At 62.2% G+C, this 15,565-nt stretch carries 18 protein-coding genes and 2 pseudogenes; 5 read left to right on the top strand and 15 right to left on the bottom strand.

Annotated elements, in window-relative coordinates:
- Nucleotides 1–23: 23 nt before the first annotated feature.
- From LRS09_RS26920 to LRS09_RS26905, 4 genes are all read left to right on the top strand, one after another.
- Nucleotides 24–206, top strand: coding sequence for a hypothetical protein (locus LRS09_RS26920; RefSeq protein ID WP_257810359.1), 183 nt, complete (start codon nt 24–26; stop codon nt 204–206).
- 71 nt (nt 207–277) lie between these two features.
- Nucleotides 278–2,125: an LPD7 domain-containing protein gene (locus LRS09_RS26915; protein WP_257810358.1), complete on the top strand. Its 1,848-nt coding sequence runs from the start codon at nt 278–280 to the stop codon at nt 2,123–2,125.
- A 128-nt stretch (nt 2,126–2,253) separates the two neighbouring features.
- Nucleotides 2,254–2,790: an OmpA family protein gene (locus LRS09_RS26910; protein WP_257810357.1), complete on the top strand. Its 537-nt coding sequence runs from the start codon at nt 2,254–2,256 to the stop codon at nt 2,788–2,790.
- A 31-nt stretch (nt 2,791–2,821) separates the two neighbouring features.
- Nucleotides 2,822–3,427 carry a TrbM/KikA/MpfK family conjugal transfer protein gene (locus tag LRS09_RS26905; RefSeq protein WP_257810356.1) on the top strand — a complete coding sequence of 202 codons (606 nt, stop codon included), beginning with the start codon at nt 2,822–2,824 and terminating at the stop codon, nt 3,425–3,427.
- A 177-nt stretch (nt 3,428–3,604) separates the two neighbouring features.
- On the opposite strand, the gene LRS09_RS26900 is transcribed toward LRS09_RS26905, so the two are convergent.
- From LRS09_RS26900 to LRS09_RS26830, 15 genes and pseudogenes are all read right to left on the bottom strand, one after another.
- The gene (locus tag LRS09_RS26900; RefSeq protein ID WP_257810354.1) at nt 3,605–3,823 is read right to left on the bottom strand and encodes a hypothetical protein; all 219 of its coding nucleotides are present in this window, start codon (nt 3,821–3,823) and stop codon (nt 3,605–3,607) included.
- On the bottom strand, nt 3,736–5,601 hold the full coding sequence (locus tag LRS09_RS26895; protein WP_257810353.1) for a ParB/RepB/Spo0J family partition protein: 1,866 nt from the start codon (nt 5,599–5,601) through the stop codon (nt 3,736–3,738). The genes LRS09_RS26900 and LRS09_RS26895 overlap by 88 nt, the downstream gene beginning before the upstream one ends.
- 230 nt (nt 5,602–5,831) lie before the next feature.
- Entirely contained in the window at nt 5,832–6,893 is a 1,062-nt protein-coding gene (locus LRS09_RS26890; RefSeq protein ID WP_257810351.1) for a relaxase/mobilization nuclease domain-containing protein, read from the bottom strand.
- Nucleotides 6,890–7,438 carry a MobC family plasmid mobilization relaxosome protein gene (locus LRS09_RS26885; protein ID WP_257810350.1) on the bottom strand — a complete coding sequence of 183 codons (549 nt, stop codon included), beginning with the start codon at nt 7,436–7,438 and terminating at the stop codon, nt 6,890–6,892. Before LRS09_RS26885 ends, LRS09_RS26890 begins: the two co-directional genes overlap by 4 nt.
- Before the next feature lie 323 nt (nt 7,439–7,761).
- Nucleotides 7,762–8,208: a DUF192 domain-containing protein gene (locus LRS09_RS26880; protein WP_257810349.1), complete on the bottom strand. Its 447-nt coding sequence runs from the start codon at nt 8,206–8,208 to the stop codon at nt 7,762–7,764.
- On the bottom strand, nt 8,205–9,290 hold the full coding sequence (locus tag LRS09_RS26875; RefSeq protein ID WP_257810348.1) for a ParB/RepB/Spo0J family partition protein: 1,086 nt from the start codon (nt 9,288–9,290) through the stop codon (nt 8,205–8,207). The genes LRS09_RS26880 and LRS09_RS26875 overlap by 4 nt, the downstream gene beginning before the upstream one ends.
- The gene (locus tag LRS09_RS26870) at nt 9,290–10,090 is read right to left on the bottom strand and encodes a ParA family protein (RefSeq protein WP_257810346.1); all 801 of its coding nucleotides are present in this window, start codon (nt 10,088–10,090) and stop codon (nt 9,290–9,292) included. The genes LRS09_RS26875 and LRS09_RS26870 overlap by 1 nt, the downstream gene beginning before the upstream one ends.
- Entirely contained in the window at nt 10,087–10,482 is a 396-nt protein-coding gene (locus tag LRS09_RS26865; RefSeq protein WP_257810344.1) for a hypothetical protein, read from the bottom strand. The genes LRS09_RS26870 and LRS09_RS26865 overlap by 4 nt, the downstream gene beginning before the upstream one ends.
- Before the next feature lie 27 nt (nt 10,483–10,509).
- A complete protein-coding gene (locus LRS09_RS26860) occupies nt 10,510–10,878 on the bottom strand; it encodes a single-stranded DNA-binding protein (RefSeq protein ID WP_257810342.1) in 369 nt (122 codons plus the stop codon).
- Between the two features lie 946 nt (nt 10,879–11,824).
- A complete protein-coding gene (locus LRS09_RS26855; protein WP_257810341.1) occupies nt 11,825–12,172 on the bottom strand; it encodes a hypothetical protein in 348 nt (115 codons plus the stop codon).
- Between the two features lie 102 nt (nt 12,173–12,274).
- Complete coding sequence (locus LRS09_RS26850; protein WP_257810340.1) at nt 12,275–12,472, bottom strand: hypothetical protein; 198 nt, start codon at nt 12,470–12,472, stop codon at nt 12,275–12,277.
- A 3-nt stretch (nt 12,473–12,475) separates the two neighbouring features.
- A complete protein-coding gene (locus LRS09_RS26845) occupies nt 12,476–12,646 on the bottom strand; it encodes a hypothetical protein (RefSeq protein WP_257810339.1) in 171 nt (56 codons plus the stop codon).
- Between the two features lie 555 nt (nt 12,647–13,201).
- The gene (locus LRS09_RS26840; protein ID WP_203195501.1) at nt 13,202–13,735 is read right to left on the bottom strand and encodes a hypothetical protein; all 534 of its coding nucleotides are present in this window, start codon (nt 13,733–13,735) and stop codon (nt 13,202–13,204) included.
- A 21-nt stretch (nt 13,736–13,756) separates the two neighbouring features.
- On the bottom strand, nt 13,757–14,314 hold the full coding sequence (locus tag LRS09_RS26835) for a hypothetical protein (RefSeq protein WP_203197005.1): 558 nt from the start codon (nt 14,312–14,314) through the stop codon (nt 13,757–13,759).
- A pseudogene (locus LRS09_RS26830) lies at nt 14,311–14,802 on the bottom strand (recombinase family protein); the annotation flags it as partial. The gene LRS09_RS26835 and the pseudogene LRS09_RS26830, both read right to left, overlap by 4 nt.
- Nucleotides 14,803–15,010: 208 nt before the next feature.
- Between LRS09_RS26830 and LRS09_RS26825 the strand changes: the two are divergent.
- A pseudogene (locus tag LRS09_RS26825) lies at nt 15,011–15,565 on the top strand (DUF4158 domain-containing protein); the annotation flags it as partial.

Here is a 15,565-nt window from a genome sequence, read left to right as displayed (position 1 = left end):
GGCAGAACACCGCAGAGCGGATCATGGCCACGGCGCAGGAATACGCCGAGAAAAATATCTCGTCGCCGAAACAGCGCACGACGTTCATGGACCATCTTCGCAATGTGATGGACACGGCCATGGAGCGGGCTGCTGTTCCGGCCGAGCAGAGGCAGGAAGCGCCGGACAAGAGCAAGTCGCGCGAATCCGCCCCGATCGAGCGGTGAGGTAAACACCATGGCGACGACGACAAACGACGCCCCCCAGGCTGGCCCTGTGCCAGCCTGGGGGGGTCACGATGATCAACGACATGCCGGCGACTTCCCTGCGTTTCGAGCGCCAGGAGAAGGGCGACGACGATTCATTCACATTGTCTTTCCATCTGGCCGGCCTGCAAGTGGCGCGTTTCAAGGGCATCAAGCCCGCGGAACTGGAGGGCATAGTCGGCGAGGAGAATGCCGAGAAGATCCTCACACGATCGGATCTCGGCTTGGCGGGCGGCAACCTTCGCGGAACCCTGTCGGGCGAGTCGCTGGCGAATGCCTATGGCTTGAGCCCCGCCGAACGGGAGGCTCGCGAGACGGCGAAGTCTCAGGGCGACCGCGCGGCGTCCTTCGTCCAGGAAATGCAGAGCCGCCATCCTGCGGTACAAGACGCGGCCGCCGGACAGTGGACCGTTCAGATCCGCCAGTCTGACGGGCTCTACCGCGACCTCGTGACAACAGACGACGCCCATGAGGCGCATCGTCTGTTTCAGCAGGGCCCGCAGTTTCGCGTCCTCGATAACAAGATCGGCGATTTCGCAGCCGACTATTCGCCGGACGAGAAACGACGCGGCGAACGCGTGGCGGAATATCACGTCCGTTCCGGCTTCCGCGAACTGATCGAAGAGCGAGAGCCAAACCAGGTCAGACCGGACCGGGTGCGGACCCGCGATATGGTCGACGTCGACGAAGCGCTGCAGGCGGCCCAACGTCTGCGCGAGCGTGATCGCGATGCGATCGAGACCGAACGGCTGCGCGTCGGCAATCTCGCTCAGGACGCCAAGCGCCGCGACAACGAGAACGATCTCGACGAGCTGGCGGGCCGCAAACCGAGTTTCGCACCGCTGACGATGACGGAACATGAAAAGAATCGGCGGATCGAGCTGAGCGAACAGCTGCATGCGCAATTCCGCGTCCATGGGTCGGAATACCGGTTCAAGGATCAGCCGGGCAAGATCGCGTTCCGTGATGCTGGCGATACCCTCAAGACCGCTTCCAACGATGATCGCGTGGCGCGGGCGATGGCGACGATGGCGGAAGCCAAGGGCTGGAAGACCATTTCGGTTTCCGGTCATCCGGACTTCCGGCGCGAGGTCTGGCTCGAAGCGAGCCTGCGCGGGCTGGAAGTTCGGGGTTACAAGCCGCAGGACCAGGACTTGAAGGATCTGCAGGCGCTACGCGAGCGACAGGAGCGCAACGGGATCGAGCGCGTGCCGGAGCGTTCCAAGCCTGGGCTTGACGCAAATGCGGAGAAATCCCCCGCCAAGGCCCCGGAGAGGGCACAGGAGACCGGGAGGGGACACGAACGGGCCGCGGCAACAGAAAGCGCTACGGAACACGCTCTGAAGGCCTTCACGGGCCTTCTGGTGGCACATGGAGCCGCGCCCTACCGGAACGACCCGAAGGAGAACCAGAGCTATTTCGTCACGCTGGCCACGGCCAAGGGCGACGAAACTGTTTGGGGCAAGGATCTGGCCCGGTCGATCAGGGAAAGCGCGGCACAGCGTGGCGACGCGATCACGATCAGCTACCGTGGCAATGAACCGGTGACGGTAGATGCCGTGAAACGTGACGCCCAAGGCAAAGCCATCGGTCGCGAACCGGTCAATACGCATCGCAACAGCTGGGAGGTCGCGAAGGCGCCCGACAGCGACCGGGCGAAAATCGTCAAGTCTGTCGCCGCGGCCGTAGTCGCCGAAAAGGTGAAAGATCCCGAGGCGAGGCAAATCGCGCTTGACGCGCTCAACGCTCGCATCGACCGTGAAGACAAGGCCGGGCGGCTCCCGCCCGTCCAGGTGTACGACCACAGCGCGCCGTCGAAGGATCACGGCGCAGATAAGACCCGGCCGCAGGTCGAGCGTCGAGCGGAGCGCACCCGTTAGCGCATTTGGTGACGGGGATCGCCGATCAAGGCGCATCCCCTGTCACCACCCCTGCCCTTTCCGTTTGGTGACAACTGCAGCGCGTCGACGCGCCGCCGGCGTCACCACCATCTATCTCGGAGACCAACGTGAAGATCCATTCCGCAATACTGGCCGCGGTCATCGCCTCGATGTTGGCCGCATGTGCCTCTGCGCCGAAGCCGCCGAATGTGAGCGGCCGAAAGCGCGTCGACATCAACAGCACCGCCGACGTGCGAGGGCTGGCGCTGCAGGTTTTTCCGGAAGCACCTGCGGCCGTAGAGCCTGCGCACAAGGTCGATGCCGTCGCGCCGGCGTCGAGAACCGTGTCGGTGCATTTCCCCTGGAACAGGTCGACGTTCCAGCCGACTCGACAGCAAGCGGCCGCGCTGAGGTCGCTGCTGGGCGACGGCTATGCACGGATCGAAGTGCGTGGCCGCACCGATGCCGCCCGCCCGAGCGCGGGTGACGAGACGATCGCTGCCAGGCGTGCCGCCGCCGCGCGTGACTGGCTCATCCATCAGGGCGTCCCGGCCCGGGTCATCAGCGTGAACTACGCGTCGGCCGCCGATCCCATCGGCGGCAACAACTATTCGGGAGGTCGCGCGCTCAACAGGCGCGTGGACATCGAAATCATCCGCAAGTGAGCCTTGCGGCAACCACCAAGGAGAATGACTGATGAAGACGGTAATCGGCACCCTGCTCGCGCTCGCGATCGCGATCGCCGGCCTGGCCTCGCCGGCGAAGGCCGAAGGCATGTTCACCGGCGACACCAAACTGGCTTGCGAAGCAATCCTCTGCCTGTCCACCGGGCAGCAGCCGAGCGAATGCGCTCCCTCGATCCGGCGGTATTTCAGCATCGATGCGCGGCGCATTTCGGACACGATCAAAGCGCGCAAGAACTTCCTGAACCTGTGCCCGAGCGCGTCGCAGGACGACAACATGCGGTCGCTCGTCGATTCCATCGCCAACGGCGCCGGTCGCTGCGACGCGGCCGCGCTGAACGCCTCGATGCGCGTGTGGCGTCCTCGGGACGACGATCGCCCGACCTACATCCGCAACACCCTGCCGTCGCACTGCGCCGCCTACGGAAGTCACGGCTACACCGACCACACGAACGGCACAGTCGCCCGCTACGTGGGCGACCCGAACAATGGTGGCTTCTGGGTCGATGCGGCCGACTACGACGCCGCCCTGGCCAGATACAACGCCGAGCTGCGGAACCGCAGCCAGAACACCGGCGGAAATGCCGGCGGCGTTTACTGGCTGGGCGGCGGCCATTGAAGTTTGGTGACGGATCTCGCCGGCGATCGCGCCGCCTGCGTCACCAAACGCAGCACAACCGAAACCCCGGCTTTCGCCGGGGTTTCTTTTTTGCCCGCCCTGATGGCGCTGTTGCCCAATGACACAAGCTATGAAGAGGCCGGGGTTCCCCGGCCTCTTGGCTCCCTGCTCGCCGGATCAGCTGGCCAGCGGCAACAGGACTTCCGGCATCCAGCCAGCATTTCCGAGCTTGTCCTCGGCGACGCTCGCGAGGGCTGCACGCTTCGCCTTGTCGGCACCGGCCGGCGCATGCTCACCCAGCAGACCAATCAGCGGCCCTTTCTTGAGCTTGCCGAAATAGTTGTCCGCCGTGGGCGTCCAGTGCGCGGCAACACTCGCCCCGAGGTCCGACAGCATGACCCGGCTGCGGCCTCCGTCGTTCCCGACGAACTGGCGCACGTCATCGAAACAGCAGGACGTGCAGTAGGCCAGCAGATCGAGGATTTCGGCCTGATCGGCAGCGAGGCACCAAGCCCATGCCGCGTCGAAGTCGTCCTCCTCCATGCCGCCGCCCAGCTTTTCGGCCCACGTTTCGGCGCGCTGCTCCTGCTCGATGTGGATCGGATGCCCTCCATCGCGGGAACGCGTCGGGTCAGTTCGCGATGGCATGCGGTCGTGCTGATGTGCAGCTGGGAACCGGTCCAGTGACGCGCCAGTGATCCCCAAAGCTGGAACGCCAGCAGGCGCAACGAATAGTCCACATTCTTCGCGAGCGCGTCGCGGATGACGGCACTGCGGATCGCGGTCAGTTCCTGCACAAGCGATTGCGGCTCGGTCTGGTCCGACCCGCCATTGCTGGCAGCACCCAAACCGCCCTCCCCTGCTTCACCGCCTTTCGCGATCTGCTGCGCGGCCTTCTTGTCGCCCGGACGGATCAGGCCATGATGGAACCGCGCCTTGCCGTCATGGCCGAGGCTCACGACGATACCGGTAAGGCGGGCAATGTCGGGATGCTCGCCGCTGCGGGCTTCCGTCAACCGGTCCAGTGCTTCGGAAACTTCCTCCTGCTGCGCATAGAGGGCTTCGCTGGCTTCGTCGTCGTCTTCCTTCTGATAGGCCTGTTCAAGACGCTCATGCTCGGCTTCCAGCCGCGCCCGCTCCGCCGCCTCGGCTTCGGTTTCCGGCCGCAGCACCGACGGCGCACGCGAATAGCCCTGATCGTGGTAAGTCTCGTAATTCAGCACCACGTCCACCCACGCCCCGCCTGCCTTGCTCTGCTCGTCCGCGCCGAGCCTTGCCGCCTTTTCGATGGCGAGCCGTTCCAACAGCCCGGCGTCCAGCAGCACCACTTCCACCTGACCATCGTCCATGTCGTCGCGAGCATTGGCGAAAAGATCGCGATGCACCGCCCCGCCTGCCTTTTCGTAGGCCTTCACCGTGACGAACCTCGCCCGCCGGTCACTCGCCCGCACACTGGCTTGCGACAGTTGGCGGCGGATTTCGTGCGCCCCCGGCACGCGACCCTTGCCAACGATGCTCTCTTGCAACGCATGATCGTCGGTGAGGGTCAGCGCCATGATTTGATCGAGGTCAATTTCGCCTGCCCTGAACCGCTCGAACACCGCCGGAGCCACGGATGCGAGCACTAGACGCCGCTTGACGTATGCCGGTTCGACGCCGAAGAACGCGGCGACCGCATCCGGAGACTTGCCCTGTTCGGTCAGGGCCAGAAATGCCGCGCACTCGTCCGCCGGGTGCATCGCTTCACGCTGCAGGTTTTCGGTAAGGCTGAATTCGACCGCTTCGCTATCGTCCACGACGACGCACGCCACTGCATGGCTCGCGCTCAAAACGCCTTCCGCCACCAGTTCCATCAACGCCTTGAGCCGACGCCCGCCCGCCACCACGCCGAACCCCTCGCCTTCCTTCACGACCACGAGGTTTTGCACCAAGCGGCCAGCCAGCGCCGCAATGCTCGCTTTCAGGTCGGAAACGTCGCCACTCGGTGCCCTGCGCACGTTCCGCGCCGACCAGACCAGATTGGAAACCGGGATGAATACGATCTCCGGGTTAGCCTCGCCCTTGACTGCGTTCTGCTCCGCTCCCACCACGCTCTTAGATGCAAGAGACGGCTTTTCGGATGCCGCCCTGGCGGCCTTCTTCGGGGTCTGCGACTTTTTCGTTTGCGTTGCCATGGTTCCCTCCTTCGGGGTTGGTGTTGATGCCACGCTCTTGAGTGCTTTCGACGTAGCGCCTCGATACGTCCGACCCGGGAAAGCAGGCGGGCAAGGGCTTGAGCGAAGCGCCCCTTGCGCGACTGCGAGGTCGGACGAACGTATGGCGCAGTCGAACGCACGGGCGGGGCAGCCGGCCCGAAGGTGCTATTGGCGTCGAAAAAAGATGGCGCAGCCCGCAATAGGCGCGCTTAGGCGCGGTTCTGGCCCTCGCGGCCGCGTGCGGCCTCTCTTTGCCCTTGGCGCTCCGCAATGGCCGCTCTGGCGGCCTCTACGCGCGCCTCGTGCGCGGTGGTTGGTGCGGGCATAGCTCGCACCAGGTCGACGAGGCTGACGGCAAGCGCGCGATCGTTGGCGGACCCTCTCGCCAGCGCCTTTGCCATCTGCCCATACCCCAGCAGGACGCGCTTGCGCGTCACGCTGATTCTGTCTTGCGCAGGATTGGGATGAGCGCCCTTCCCCATCGCCTCGCGATTCGCTTGGTCTTCCTGCGTGCGCGCGACGCGCGATTGACCGCCACGTTCGGCGATTCGGATCAATGCCTGGCGTTGTGCCTTCCGCACGACGCCCCGAGCCTTGCGGGGAGAAGCATTGGCGTCAACGCCTCTGTCGCGAAGCTCTTGGGCGAACTTCACGCGCCAGCGATGCAAATCGCCCTTGCGCGGGTTGAGCCGCGAACCGTCCAAGGCGGTTGCCTTCACCGTCAAATGGACGTGCGGATGTTTCTCGTCGTTGTGAGCGGCGAAACAGTACTGGAAGCCCTGGAACTCATCAGCGGCGAAGGCACGCACAGCCGCCTTGACTTCATCCCGCGGGGTACCCGGAGGCATTGAAAGCATGATGTTGAAAGCCTCGCGCGGCCCGTCGTCGCCGTCGCTGGGAATGGAATGACCGCCATCGCGCCATGTATCGCGAACGCTGCGGACATCCTTCTTGCCGAGATAGGCGAGCCCTTGCTCGTCTTCGAGTTCCACAAGACCGTTGCGCGAGATGTAATCCATGTGCGCCTTGATTTGACGCATGTTTCGCCCGCCCCCGGTGATTTTGACCATGACTTCCGGCGACTTCCGCGCAATCCGTTCAAGGGTTGCGCGCCGACTTTCCCTGGTCGCCGGCCCCGTGGGTTTACCGCGCTTCGCCTTGGAGCCTGTGCCGGGCGCCTTACGGGGCGCTTTGACATGGCGGCCACGCGAATAGATCGGGTCTAGCTCGGCTCCGAATTCGTCAAGCCAATGGTCAATCGACGCGCTCATGCGAGGGGCCAGCGCTCCTGACAGGCGCGCATGAGGGCGGTGACGGCCTCGGTGTGCTGGGCGATGGTGCGCTCAATGTCCGCGACGCGCCTCGCGGGAAAGTCCTGCGCCTTGCGCTCGTTGAGCCTGCGAGCGATCTGGTTGAGGTTCCGACCGATCGCCTGCAGCTGGTAATTGGAGTTCGCGAGGACTTGGACCTCGGCGTCGCCGAACTGAGGTTCACGAGTAAGGGCGGCGCGGATCACGGCCGCAATCCAATCGCGCGGAGTGCGCTTGCCGTCCAGCCTGCGGCGGATGGCGTCCATTTCGGAAGGGATCAAGGTGATTTCGTAACGCCTGCGCGGCTCGGCCTGCGCTGGGGCCTGCGATGCGGCCAAGGGCTGCGAGTCATACGGCGGCCGTGCTGCTTTCAACTGTGCCTGGATGGCTGCGCGGATGGCAGCGCCGGGCTTGAGATTGCGCGCGGCGCAATAGGCCTCCCACGGCTCTTTCAGTTCGCCGAGGTAGAGATTGAGATAGGGGCTGTTCGGCTTCTCAGTGGTCATTGTGGGCCTGTCATACGCACCCGACAGGGTGCCAGAGGAGCGCTGTACGCGCGTACTCTACCGGCCTTCGGCCTATCCTGCAATAGCCCACTACGCGCCTCCGCTCCTTGGAAGGTTCCAAGGAGCTACGCCGCCCCTGCCCTCTTACGAGGCGCAGGGGTGGGCTATTCAGTCTGCGGTCACGCAGACGAGTTAAGCTGCGCCCGTTGGGCGACAGCGGCGGGCGCATCGCGCCTCGCCCATCAGGCGGCGGAAATGAAAAAGGGACAGGCATCGCCTGTCCCTTTTTCGGCCGATTTCTGACGCGCCCTACCCTACGCCGGCTATGGACCCGCCGGCCGGCACTCACGAGAAACGATTCTCGAGCCGATCCGCAAGCCGTGCCGCTCGAACTGACCTTGCGCGAGTTCGAGCGCGTCGGCCGCCGGGCTCACCGAGAAGTGGTAGGTGTCGGTCATCGGCTGCATGTTCGCCTGGGCGAATAGCACGCCGTCTGCGCCGAAAAAGCCAACGGTCAGCGGGAAATGGGTGTCCCGCATCCAGAACACGCGAGGTTCGGCCTTGGGCCAACTAAACAGCAGCCCCGGGCCTGCGTCGTCGCGGTTCGCGAGCCCGGTCGCCTGCGCTGCAACTGTCTTGGCAACCGGGACGGCAGGTAGGATCGCGCCGCCGGAAAAATGCAGGTCGCAGACCTCATCCGGTCCGGCGGCACTAGCGCTTGCTGCCGGAAGCGCTAGTACCAGGGCGAAGGCGGCGAGAACCGCCCTCACCCGTTTTCCTCGCTGAGGCTTTCGATGACGCAGTCCGCGGCGGAGACTTCCGCGTTCTCGCCGTTCTCGTAGCGAATATGCACCAGACCCGTCGAAGTCGGTTTGCGATTCAGCAGGATGGCAGCGCTTCGACCGTCGATGGTCACCAGCAGCAATGGCTTGCGCATCAGCGTCGGGTCGGACGCGACTTTCCCCCTCGGCCAGCTGGTGCGACCTTCCTCGGGAGGTTCGCCGCCCTCACCGCCTTCCCCGTTGTTGCCCCTGCCGTCAGCACTTGCACCCGGCTTTGTCTTGGCCGGTTTGCCTTCGTCCTTAGCCACGGTGGCTGATCCTCCATGGCCGCCATCAGGGCCGGAACCTTGGAACATTCCAAGGTTTCCGCCGCCGGAGATACCGCTGCCGTTCGGCGGCTGCGGCGGTTCTTGGCTCGTACCATTCTTGAGCGAGGTGGAAAGCGCGGACACGGCCGCCCGCGTCACCTCTTCCGCTTGCTCCACCCATGCATCCACTTCGTCGGGGTATTTGCCGTGAAGCGTAGACAGGTCATAGAGAATTTTCGGCGACGTACAGCGGCCGCTCGCATAGAGCGCTTCGATTGCGGCCGGTGGGTCGATCAGGGCCAGATGGTAAGTGATGAACGACGCATCGACTCCGAGTTCCCGGGCTATCTTCGCGTTCCTGTCACCGTCCTTCTTTTTGCGGTTGATGAACAGTGCGAGTTCCATGGGCCGCAGGTCTTCGCGCTGCAGGTTTTCGATAACCTGATCGTAGTCGTCGTGCTGCTGATCGACGAAAGCGGGGATTTCCTCGCGGCCAGCGTCTATCGAAGCACGATAGCGACGCTCGCCGTAGTTCAAGATCCATTTGCCGGGCTTGTCCGGGTGAGGGCGCACCGAAACCGGCGACTTAACGCCGCGCGCCTTCACGGAAGCGACCATTTCGGCCATCTTGACCGGATCGAACGACTTTCGCGGCTGGTTTGGATCGACTTCGATGTCGGCGAGACGGATCATCAAAGGCTCGCCGGCGGCGGTGGCCGGGGTAGGGGGCGCTTCATCGAGCGCAGAAAGGTCGAGCGCCATTATGCAACCTCCATCAGTTGTGCGATTTTGTCGAAGACGGGGCGCATTTCGCGCCAAGCGTCGCGGCCGGACGTTTTGCCGAGCCGCCACACCGGCACGCCGGCCGCTTGCGCCTCGGCGATCGCTGTCGATTTCTTGATTGCAGCGAAGCCGGGCGACATTGCGATGAGGTATTTCGGGTACGCCGTGGAAAGGGCGCGGAAGTTGTCGCGCTGGAACGGCGTCGGCTCCACTTTGTTTGGCAAGATGCCGAGGAATTTCAGCTTCTTGTTGAGCGTTGCCTGAATTCGCCGGATGCCGATATTTTCGTGGTTCAACAGGTCGCCGATCCCATCGATGGCCTCCTGGTTGAGTTCGATCGGCGCGAGCACGTAATCGGCGACGACGAGCGGAGACAGTTGGCGGATGTCCGGATTCGGGTTCGTGTCGATGATGCAGACATCGAAACTGTCTGCAACGCGAGCCAGGAACGCCAGAAGATTCGAGGCGTAGGCGTTGTGTTCCGCCGCCTTCTTTTCCATCTTGAGCAAGTCGCCATCGCCCGGGACCAAGACAAATTCAGCGTGCTCGATGTCGGCTTTCGGGTCGGTCAGGAGCTTGCTGCTGGTCGTAGCGGACACGACGCAAAAACCGCCGGTTCTCAACGCTTTGGTGGTGTTGCGCTGGTGGTCGAGGTCGATCACCAGGACGCGCTTGTTCATGGGTTGGTTGATCGGCTGGCTAAAAAAATAAGCCAGTTGACAGGCGACGGCGCTTTTGCCGACGCCGCCCTTCTGATTGGCCAGGACAATCGTTTTCATCCGTTGCTCCGTAGGAAATTGCGAACTGTCGTCTCCGAAGTCGTCACGCCGTTGGTTTTGAGGTAGGCGACGACTTGTGCGAAGGTGTAACCCTTCTCGCGAAGGGTCTGCATGTCGTTGAGAAAAGAGGTGAGGGGGTGCACCGCCAGCTTGGGCTGCTCTTTTTGCATGAATGCTTCGAGCCGCTTCCGCTCGGTCATTCGTTCGGCCATTCGCTCGGCCTTCTCCTTAAACCGCGCCAGAAGCACGCGAGCGTGCTTCGGCGTAACGGCGTGTTTCGCCGCCGTTTCCGGCAGCGAAACACCATCCACGAGAATGTGGCGCGCGATGGCCAGCGATTTTTTGGACCATCGACACGACGCCGCTACAGCTGCGAACTGCACGGCGTCCATCTGTGGCACTGTCCCTTGCGTCATGGTTCAGTTTGCGCCCTGGCGCTCTTGCAGCTCGGCTCGCTTGATCGAACCCGGCGCACCGAATTCGAAATCTTCGACCCGGAAATCGAAGCCATAGACGGTCTCGCCAGTCTTGCTGTCCTGGTAGTCGTTGTTGCGCAACGACCACTGGACGATCAGCTGATCGCCCCTGCGACAGTTTTCGGCGATGGCTTCGCCCTTCTTGTTGAAGGCCACGAACTGGACCCTCACCGCGCGTTCGAGGCTGTTGTTGTTGTCGTCCTTGCCCGCGTACTCGTTGGAAATCAGCGTGAACCTGCAGACGGCGCCAGATGCCGTTCTGCGCAGAGCCGGCGCGTCTGCGAGGCGGCCGGCAAAGGTATTGCTTTGCATGGATTTCTCCGATGGAGCGACGGAATTCGCCGCGAATCAAGTATAACAGAAGGGAAAACAAACAGACAACAACTAGACAACAATCCGGAAAACAGTTTCCGTGGGCTGAGCATCCAAAATCGAGGGGATTTTTCCATCTTCTTCGCCAGTTCACCGCCAATTCGCGCGGGCTGAAAAGCGAGCTGCAAAACCGCAGCGCCGCCCCGAAAAGACAAATCGCACCAAAAGCGCCTGGGAGGCCCTAGGAGCGTGACCGCGCCGGCGGCCGCTTCGCTCCACCTGATGCGCTAGAGCGCCTTCCACGGTCGAATGCGAGCCGATTTGAGCCACTTAAAACTCAACGGTCGCCCCCATTTTTTTCAAAAGCCATTGCGGCGGTTCTGCCGGGCTCGACGTTGGAAGTGTGAGTTCTGGTGGTTGATGGAAGATCAAGTAGTAGACCAGTGCCCGTAGGGCACGCTATTGGAGGCGGCTTGCCGCCGACAGGCCGTCGCCAATGGCGACGGGGCGGAGCGCCGAAGGCGCGGAGGGTAGGTGTTGTTGTGAGCTTCTAGCTGGGGGAGTGGTTGATTGAAGTGCTCTAGCTACAGGTATAGATATAGGTAAATCTGAATCAATATAGGGAGAGTTCACCGCCTGCGCGAAATCCGTTTTTTTTTCAATGCTTTAACGCTCATTTTCGATTCCGGACGCAAGACTGTTTCAGCGTCTGGGCATAAGAGTGTTTCAGCGTCAGTTTCTGTGGACAAGCGTGTTTTCCGCAATGAATCCAAGAGATTGCACACAAGACAATTTCAGCGTGGATAACGTCTTTGATCCACAGGGTTATGCACAGACTTACCCACCGCTTATCGCCATGATTGCGATATGGCAGTGGCTGCCGAGGGACCATGTGAAAGGCCCGGCGGTAGCCGGGCCTGCGGAGGGCAGCGCTTAACAGTATTGACTACGGCCGTCGGCGTAGCATGAAGCGCGGTTTGCCCTTGAGGACGGCGCAGCCTTGATCGAGGAATTCGGCTGCGTTCTCAATCTTCTCTCGTATCTGCTGCGCCTCCGCAGTCAGCGTGTCGAATTGCTTGGCCCTGGCGATGCTCTCCCGCGCTTCCTGGATCTTGTCGTCGTCCGCACCAACGTAGTCGCGGCGTCGCGGTTGGCCGGGCTGCTGTGGGTAGAGCAGATAGAGGTAGCGGGGGGCGCCATTGCCGTCCGGCCGCCACCACTCCGTTGCGTAGATCAGTCCGGCAGCTTTGAGTTTCGCAGTCTGACCTACGAGGTCGACGTCGCTTGGCCTCAAGCTCTTCGAGCGTTGGCAGCAGGTCATAGATCAGGTTTTGCAGCTCGCCGGTAAGCGAGCCCTGTACTCTCATCTCCTGGGCGAGAGGTCGGGCCATGGCGATTACCGCTCCCGATCCACGACAGCGGCCCTTTCGGTAGGCGAGGGGATCTCCGCGCCGAACGCCACGACCTGAAGCGCAACCTTGTCTTCGATGCTCATCGCGTCGAACTCTTCGGCGGTCATTGTGGCGTCGGTGTCGACGCACTCGATCCAAATATCCCAGCTGGCGGCGATTTCAGCGTAGGTCGGGGTGCTCATGGCTTAGATTCCCAGGGCGAGGCGGCCGGCGTAGTAGACGGCCAGCACCACCGCGCCAGCCAGCAGCAGAAATAGGCCCGCCGCCTGGACATAGACGAACACAGTTCCGACCGCCAACGCGCCACGGATCACACGCGTCGCGAAACCCACCACCAGATCATCGAAGAACTTCATACCTCCTCCTTTGCCGTCGTTTCGGAATGGTGACGACACAACGCCACAATAGCATATTTTGGCGATGTTGTGTCACCACTTATCGGAATGTCAACCCCTCGTTTTTGCGAGGGATTCGAGACCGACCAGCTTCTCACTGCAGACCGCTTTTGCTCCGCTGCTTTGCGAGTTGCCTTAGCCGGAACAGTGGCTCTCTGCCGTCATAGGTCGCGGCTGCAGGCGACCAGGACGGAACCGTCCATCGATTTCCGCTGCTTCGCCGAGAGCCCTGAGCCGTTGCCCGGGGATCAGCCGCGGATCGAGCTGCAGAGCGCAAAGGCGACGCCAGAAGCGCAGCGTAGGCGTTGGCGAAGCTACCTTTGTGCCGGCAGCGACGCGGCTACGATCAGGGCACGCGCCTCGGGACACGGGGATAGAGCGGTGAACGACGAAACCGCATGGGAAATTGCGCCAATAAGGGGTCGGCTCCGGCTGAGGGCGGAATCCTACGTTAAGGGTTTTATCAATGTCCTACGTTTAGCGGCGGCTTCAGGGACCAGATTGCTCACCAATTGCTCACCCGAGCCGATTAATTCGCTCAGCCATGGCTTTGAGGGCGCTTTGCACGATGAGTTGGCTTTGGGGAGCAACGTCTGAAGAGCGAAACAACTCGACCAGGCGCTGCAAATCCGCGCCCCATTGCCGTTTCAGGCTGTCGAGTTGGTCGACGTGACGGGCGAAGTCACCGCAATCCACGGCAGACTGGAAGGCACGTTCGAGATCGGCCGCACTGGCCATCAATGCAGCCAAGCTCCGCTTCAGCTTCTCGGGAAGTTCAGGCAGATCGCGGTAGGGGTGCGTTCCCGCCTCGATCATTTGCTGATTTCTCTCGGACATGGACTCCATCATATCCGCATAGCGATAGAAGCCCGGATAGCGCTGACACAGGTTCGACAGCACCTTGTCCGAAGCCGTGTCGTAAATCTGCTGAAGACCCTGCATATAGCCAAGCATATGATGGACGACCGCCGCTCCTTGAATGCCCTGCTTTTCCAGTTGTCGCATTCGCAGATCGATGGCGGCGGCGATCCGATGGTTTTCTTGTGACATGGAATAGCTTTCTGAATAGGGCTAGAGATTGGTCAGGTCTTCCGGGAACTGACCGCCTCTCTGGACGAATTGGCTCCAGGTTTCCTCGCCACGTTTCGAGACGACCCGGTGTGCAGGATCATCGTCATCAGCCTCAAGCAGGCCAAGACGTACGAGCGGTGCGACCGTCTTGTCACCGAATTGCTTTTCATAGGTGTGCCCGGGCACGACAAGCATCCATCCCGATGTTCCGCGTTCGGTGATGGCAGGGACAAGGCGTCCGCCTCGGGCGGGCCTGTCGCCGCGCGAAAGCGTGAACAGGCAGATGCTCCAGAACGCGTTTCTTGGACGTGGCGGTATCAACGCCCAATCCATTGGCCCGTTGTCTGGATATTCGATTATGGGAGCGGGCCTGTTTTCGCCGCCGTTGATGCCTTCCCGGTAGGCCCTCTCAAGCGCATTGGCGATTGCGCCCGCCGTATCGACGGACAGACCGTATTTTCGATTGTAGCGGTCTTTCGCAACGATTTCCCGGGCAATTTCCCTGAAGCGCGCCTTGCGATACGGATCGGGCCGAGGCAGTCTTACTGGCTTGGTCATAATGCGGTCTCCACCTGTGGAGCCTCAGAAGACTTGCGGCGCTTGACGATCTCCGCGACGGTATTCTTGCTGATGCCGAGATCGCGAGCGATCCATCGGTAGCTGCGACCTTCGGCGCTCAACGCAATGACCTTCGGTGCGAGCCGATCGGATTTAGGACGTTGTCCAGATTGTCGGCCGAGTTTCTTACCGCGTGCCTTTGCTGCGGCCAGGCCTGATTTCACGCGCTCGCTCAGAAGATCGCGCTCGAACTGAGCGATGCCGGCGAGCAGGGTCGCCATCATGCGGCCGTGCGGTGTGTCGAGTTCGAAGGTCATGCCGCTCATGGCGACAACCGAGACCTTCCAGCCGGCCAGTTTGTCGAGTGTGTTCAGCAGGTCTTGTGTGGAACGGCCCCAACGCGACAGTTCCGTCACGAGGACGGCATCGATTTGCCTGGCCTGGGCCAGATCGATGATCCGGTTGCGGGCAGTCCGGTTTGCCGATGCTCCGGAGGCGGTTTCCTTGAAGACGCCGAGGACTTCATAGTCGCCGCGCTCCGCGAACGCGGTCGTTCATCGACCTGCCGCTCACAGGACTGGTCGGCGGTCGAAACGCGGCAGTAGATGGCGGCGCGCTGTCCCAATAGAACCCCTTTGGATTTTGCCCTTGCAAGCCGTTGATTTTGCTGGTCCGATTTTTGTCCAAAACAGACTAATGTTCAAGAGGGACGATTGTTTATGCCTCGGACGCCAAATTCTGACCGAGCGACAGCGCTCCGCACTCTTTGATCTGCCGACGGACGAAGCGTCACTGTTGCGGCACTACATTTTGTCCGATGACGATCTCACCCATATTCGGGAGCGACGCCGAGCGCGCAATCGTTTCGGCTTTGCCCTGCAACTGTGTGCCCTGCGCTATCCCGGTCGGCTGCTGTCCCCTGGAGAGCTTATCCCGCAAGAGCTGTCCCGGTTTCTGGCAGCGCAGCTTGGGCTGAGCGTCGGGGACCTGGCCGAATACGCGGCGCGGGAGGAAACACGCCATGAGCATCTGGCCGCGTTGTGCGATCTACAGCTACAGGAGCTTTGCCGAATCGTGGCGCCCAGGAACTGCGGGACTGGCTTGCCACTCAAGCCGAAGACGCGCGTTCAAACGAGGACCTCGTGCGCCGGTTTGTCGAACGATGCCGCCAAACCCAGATCATTCTTCCGGCAATCACGACGATCGAGCGGTTGTGCGCCGATGCTCTGGTGGAAGCCGAGCGCCGGATCG

Source organism: Mesorhizobium sp. J428, assembly GCF_024699925.1.
GTDB lineage: Bacteria > Pseudomonadota > Alphaproteobacteria > Rhizobiales > Rhizobiaceae > Mesorhizobium_A.
This window is presented reverse-complemented; position numbering and strand designations above follow the sequence as displayed.

Coding starts and splice junctions, on each gene's coding strand:
- LRS09_RS26860 (WP_257810342.1), bottom strand. CDS start 10,878: ATGCAAAGCAATACCTTTGCCGGCCGCCTCGCAGACGCGCCGGCTCTG.
- LRS09_RS26850 (WP_257810340.1), bottom strand. CDS start 12,472: ATGAGCACCCCGACCTACGCTGAAATCGCCGCCAGCTGGGATATTTGG.
- LRS09_RS26890 (WP_257810351.1), bottom strand. CDS start 6,893: ATGAGCGCGTCGATTGACCATTGGCTTGACGAATTCGGAGCCGAGCTA.
- LRS09_RS26905 (WP_257810356.1), top strand. CDS start 2,822: ATGAAGACGGTAATCGGCACCCTGCTCGCGCTCGCGATCGCGATCGCC.
- LRS09_RS26920 (WP_257810359.1), top strand. CDS start 24: ATGGCCACGGCGCAGGAATACGCCGAGAAAAATATCTCGTCGCCGAAA.
- LRS09_RS26845 (WP_257810339.1), bottom strand. CDS start 12,646: ATGAAGTTCTTCGATGATCTGGTGGTGGGTTTCGCGACGCGTGTGATC.
- LRS09_RS26870 (WP_257810346.1), bottom strand. CDS start 10,090: ATGAAAACGATTGTCCTGGCCAATCAGAAGGGCGGCGTCGGCAAAAGC.
- LRS09_RS26895 (WP_257810353.1), bottom strand. CDS start 5,601: ATGGCAACGCAAACGAAAAAGTCGCAGACCCCGAAGAAGGCCGCCAGG.
- LRS09_RS26865 (WP_257810344.1), bottom strand. CDS start 10,482: ATGGACGCCGTGCAGTTCGCAGCTGTAGCGGCGTCGTGTCGATGGTCC.
- LRS09_RS26875 (WP_257810348.1), bottom strand. CDS start 9,290: ATGGCGCTCGACCTTTCTGCGCTCGATGAAGCGCCCCCTACCCCGGCC.
- LRS09_RS26835 (WP_203197005.1), bottom strand. CDS start 14,314: ATGACCAAGCCAGTAAGACTGCCTCGGCCCGATCCGTATCGCAAGGCG.
- LRS09_RS26840 (WP_203195501.1), bottom strand. CDS start 13,735: ATGTCACAAGAAAACCATCGGATCGCCGCCGCCATCGATCTGCGAATG.
- LRS09_RS26900 (WP_257810354.1), bottom strand. CDS start 3,823: ATGCTGTCGGACCTCGGGGCGAGTGTTGCCGCGCACTGGACGCCCACG.
- LRS09_RS26885 (WP_257810350.1), bottom strand. CDS start 7,438: ATGACCACTGAGAAGCCGAACAGCCCCTATCTCAATCTCTACCTCGGC.
- LRS09_RS26915 (WP_257810358.1), top strand. CDS start 278: ATGATCAACGACATGCCGGCGACTTCCCTGCGTTTCGAGCGCCAGGAG.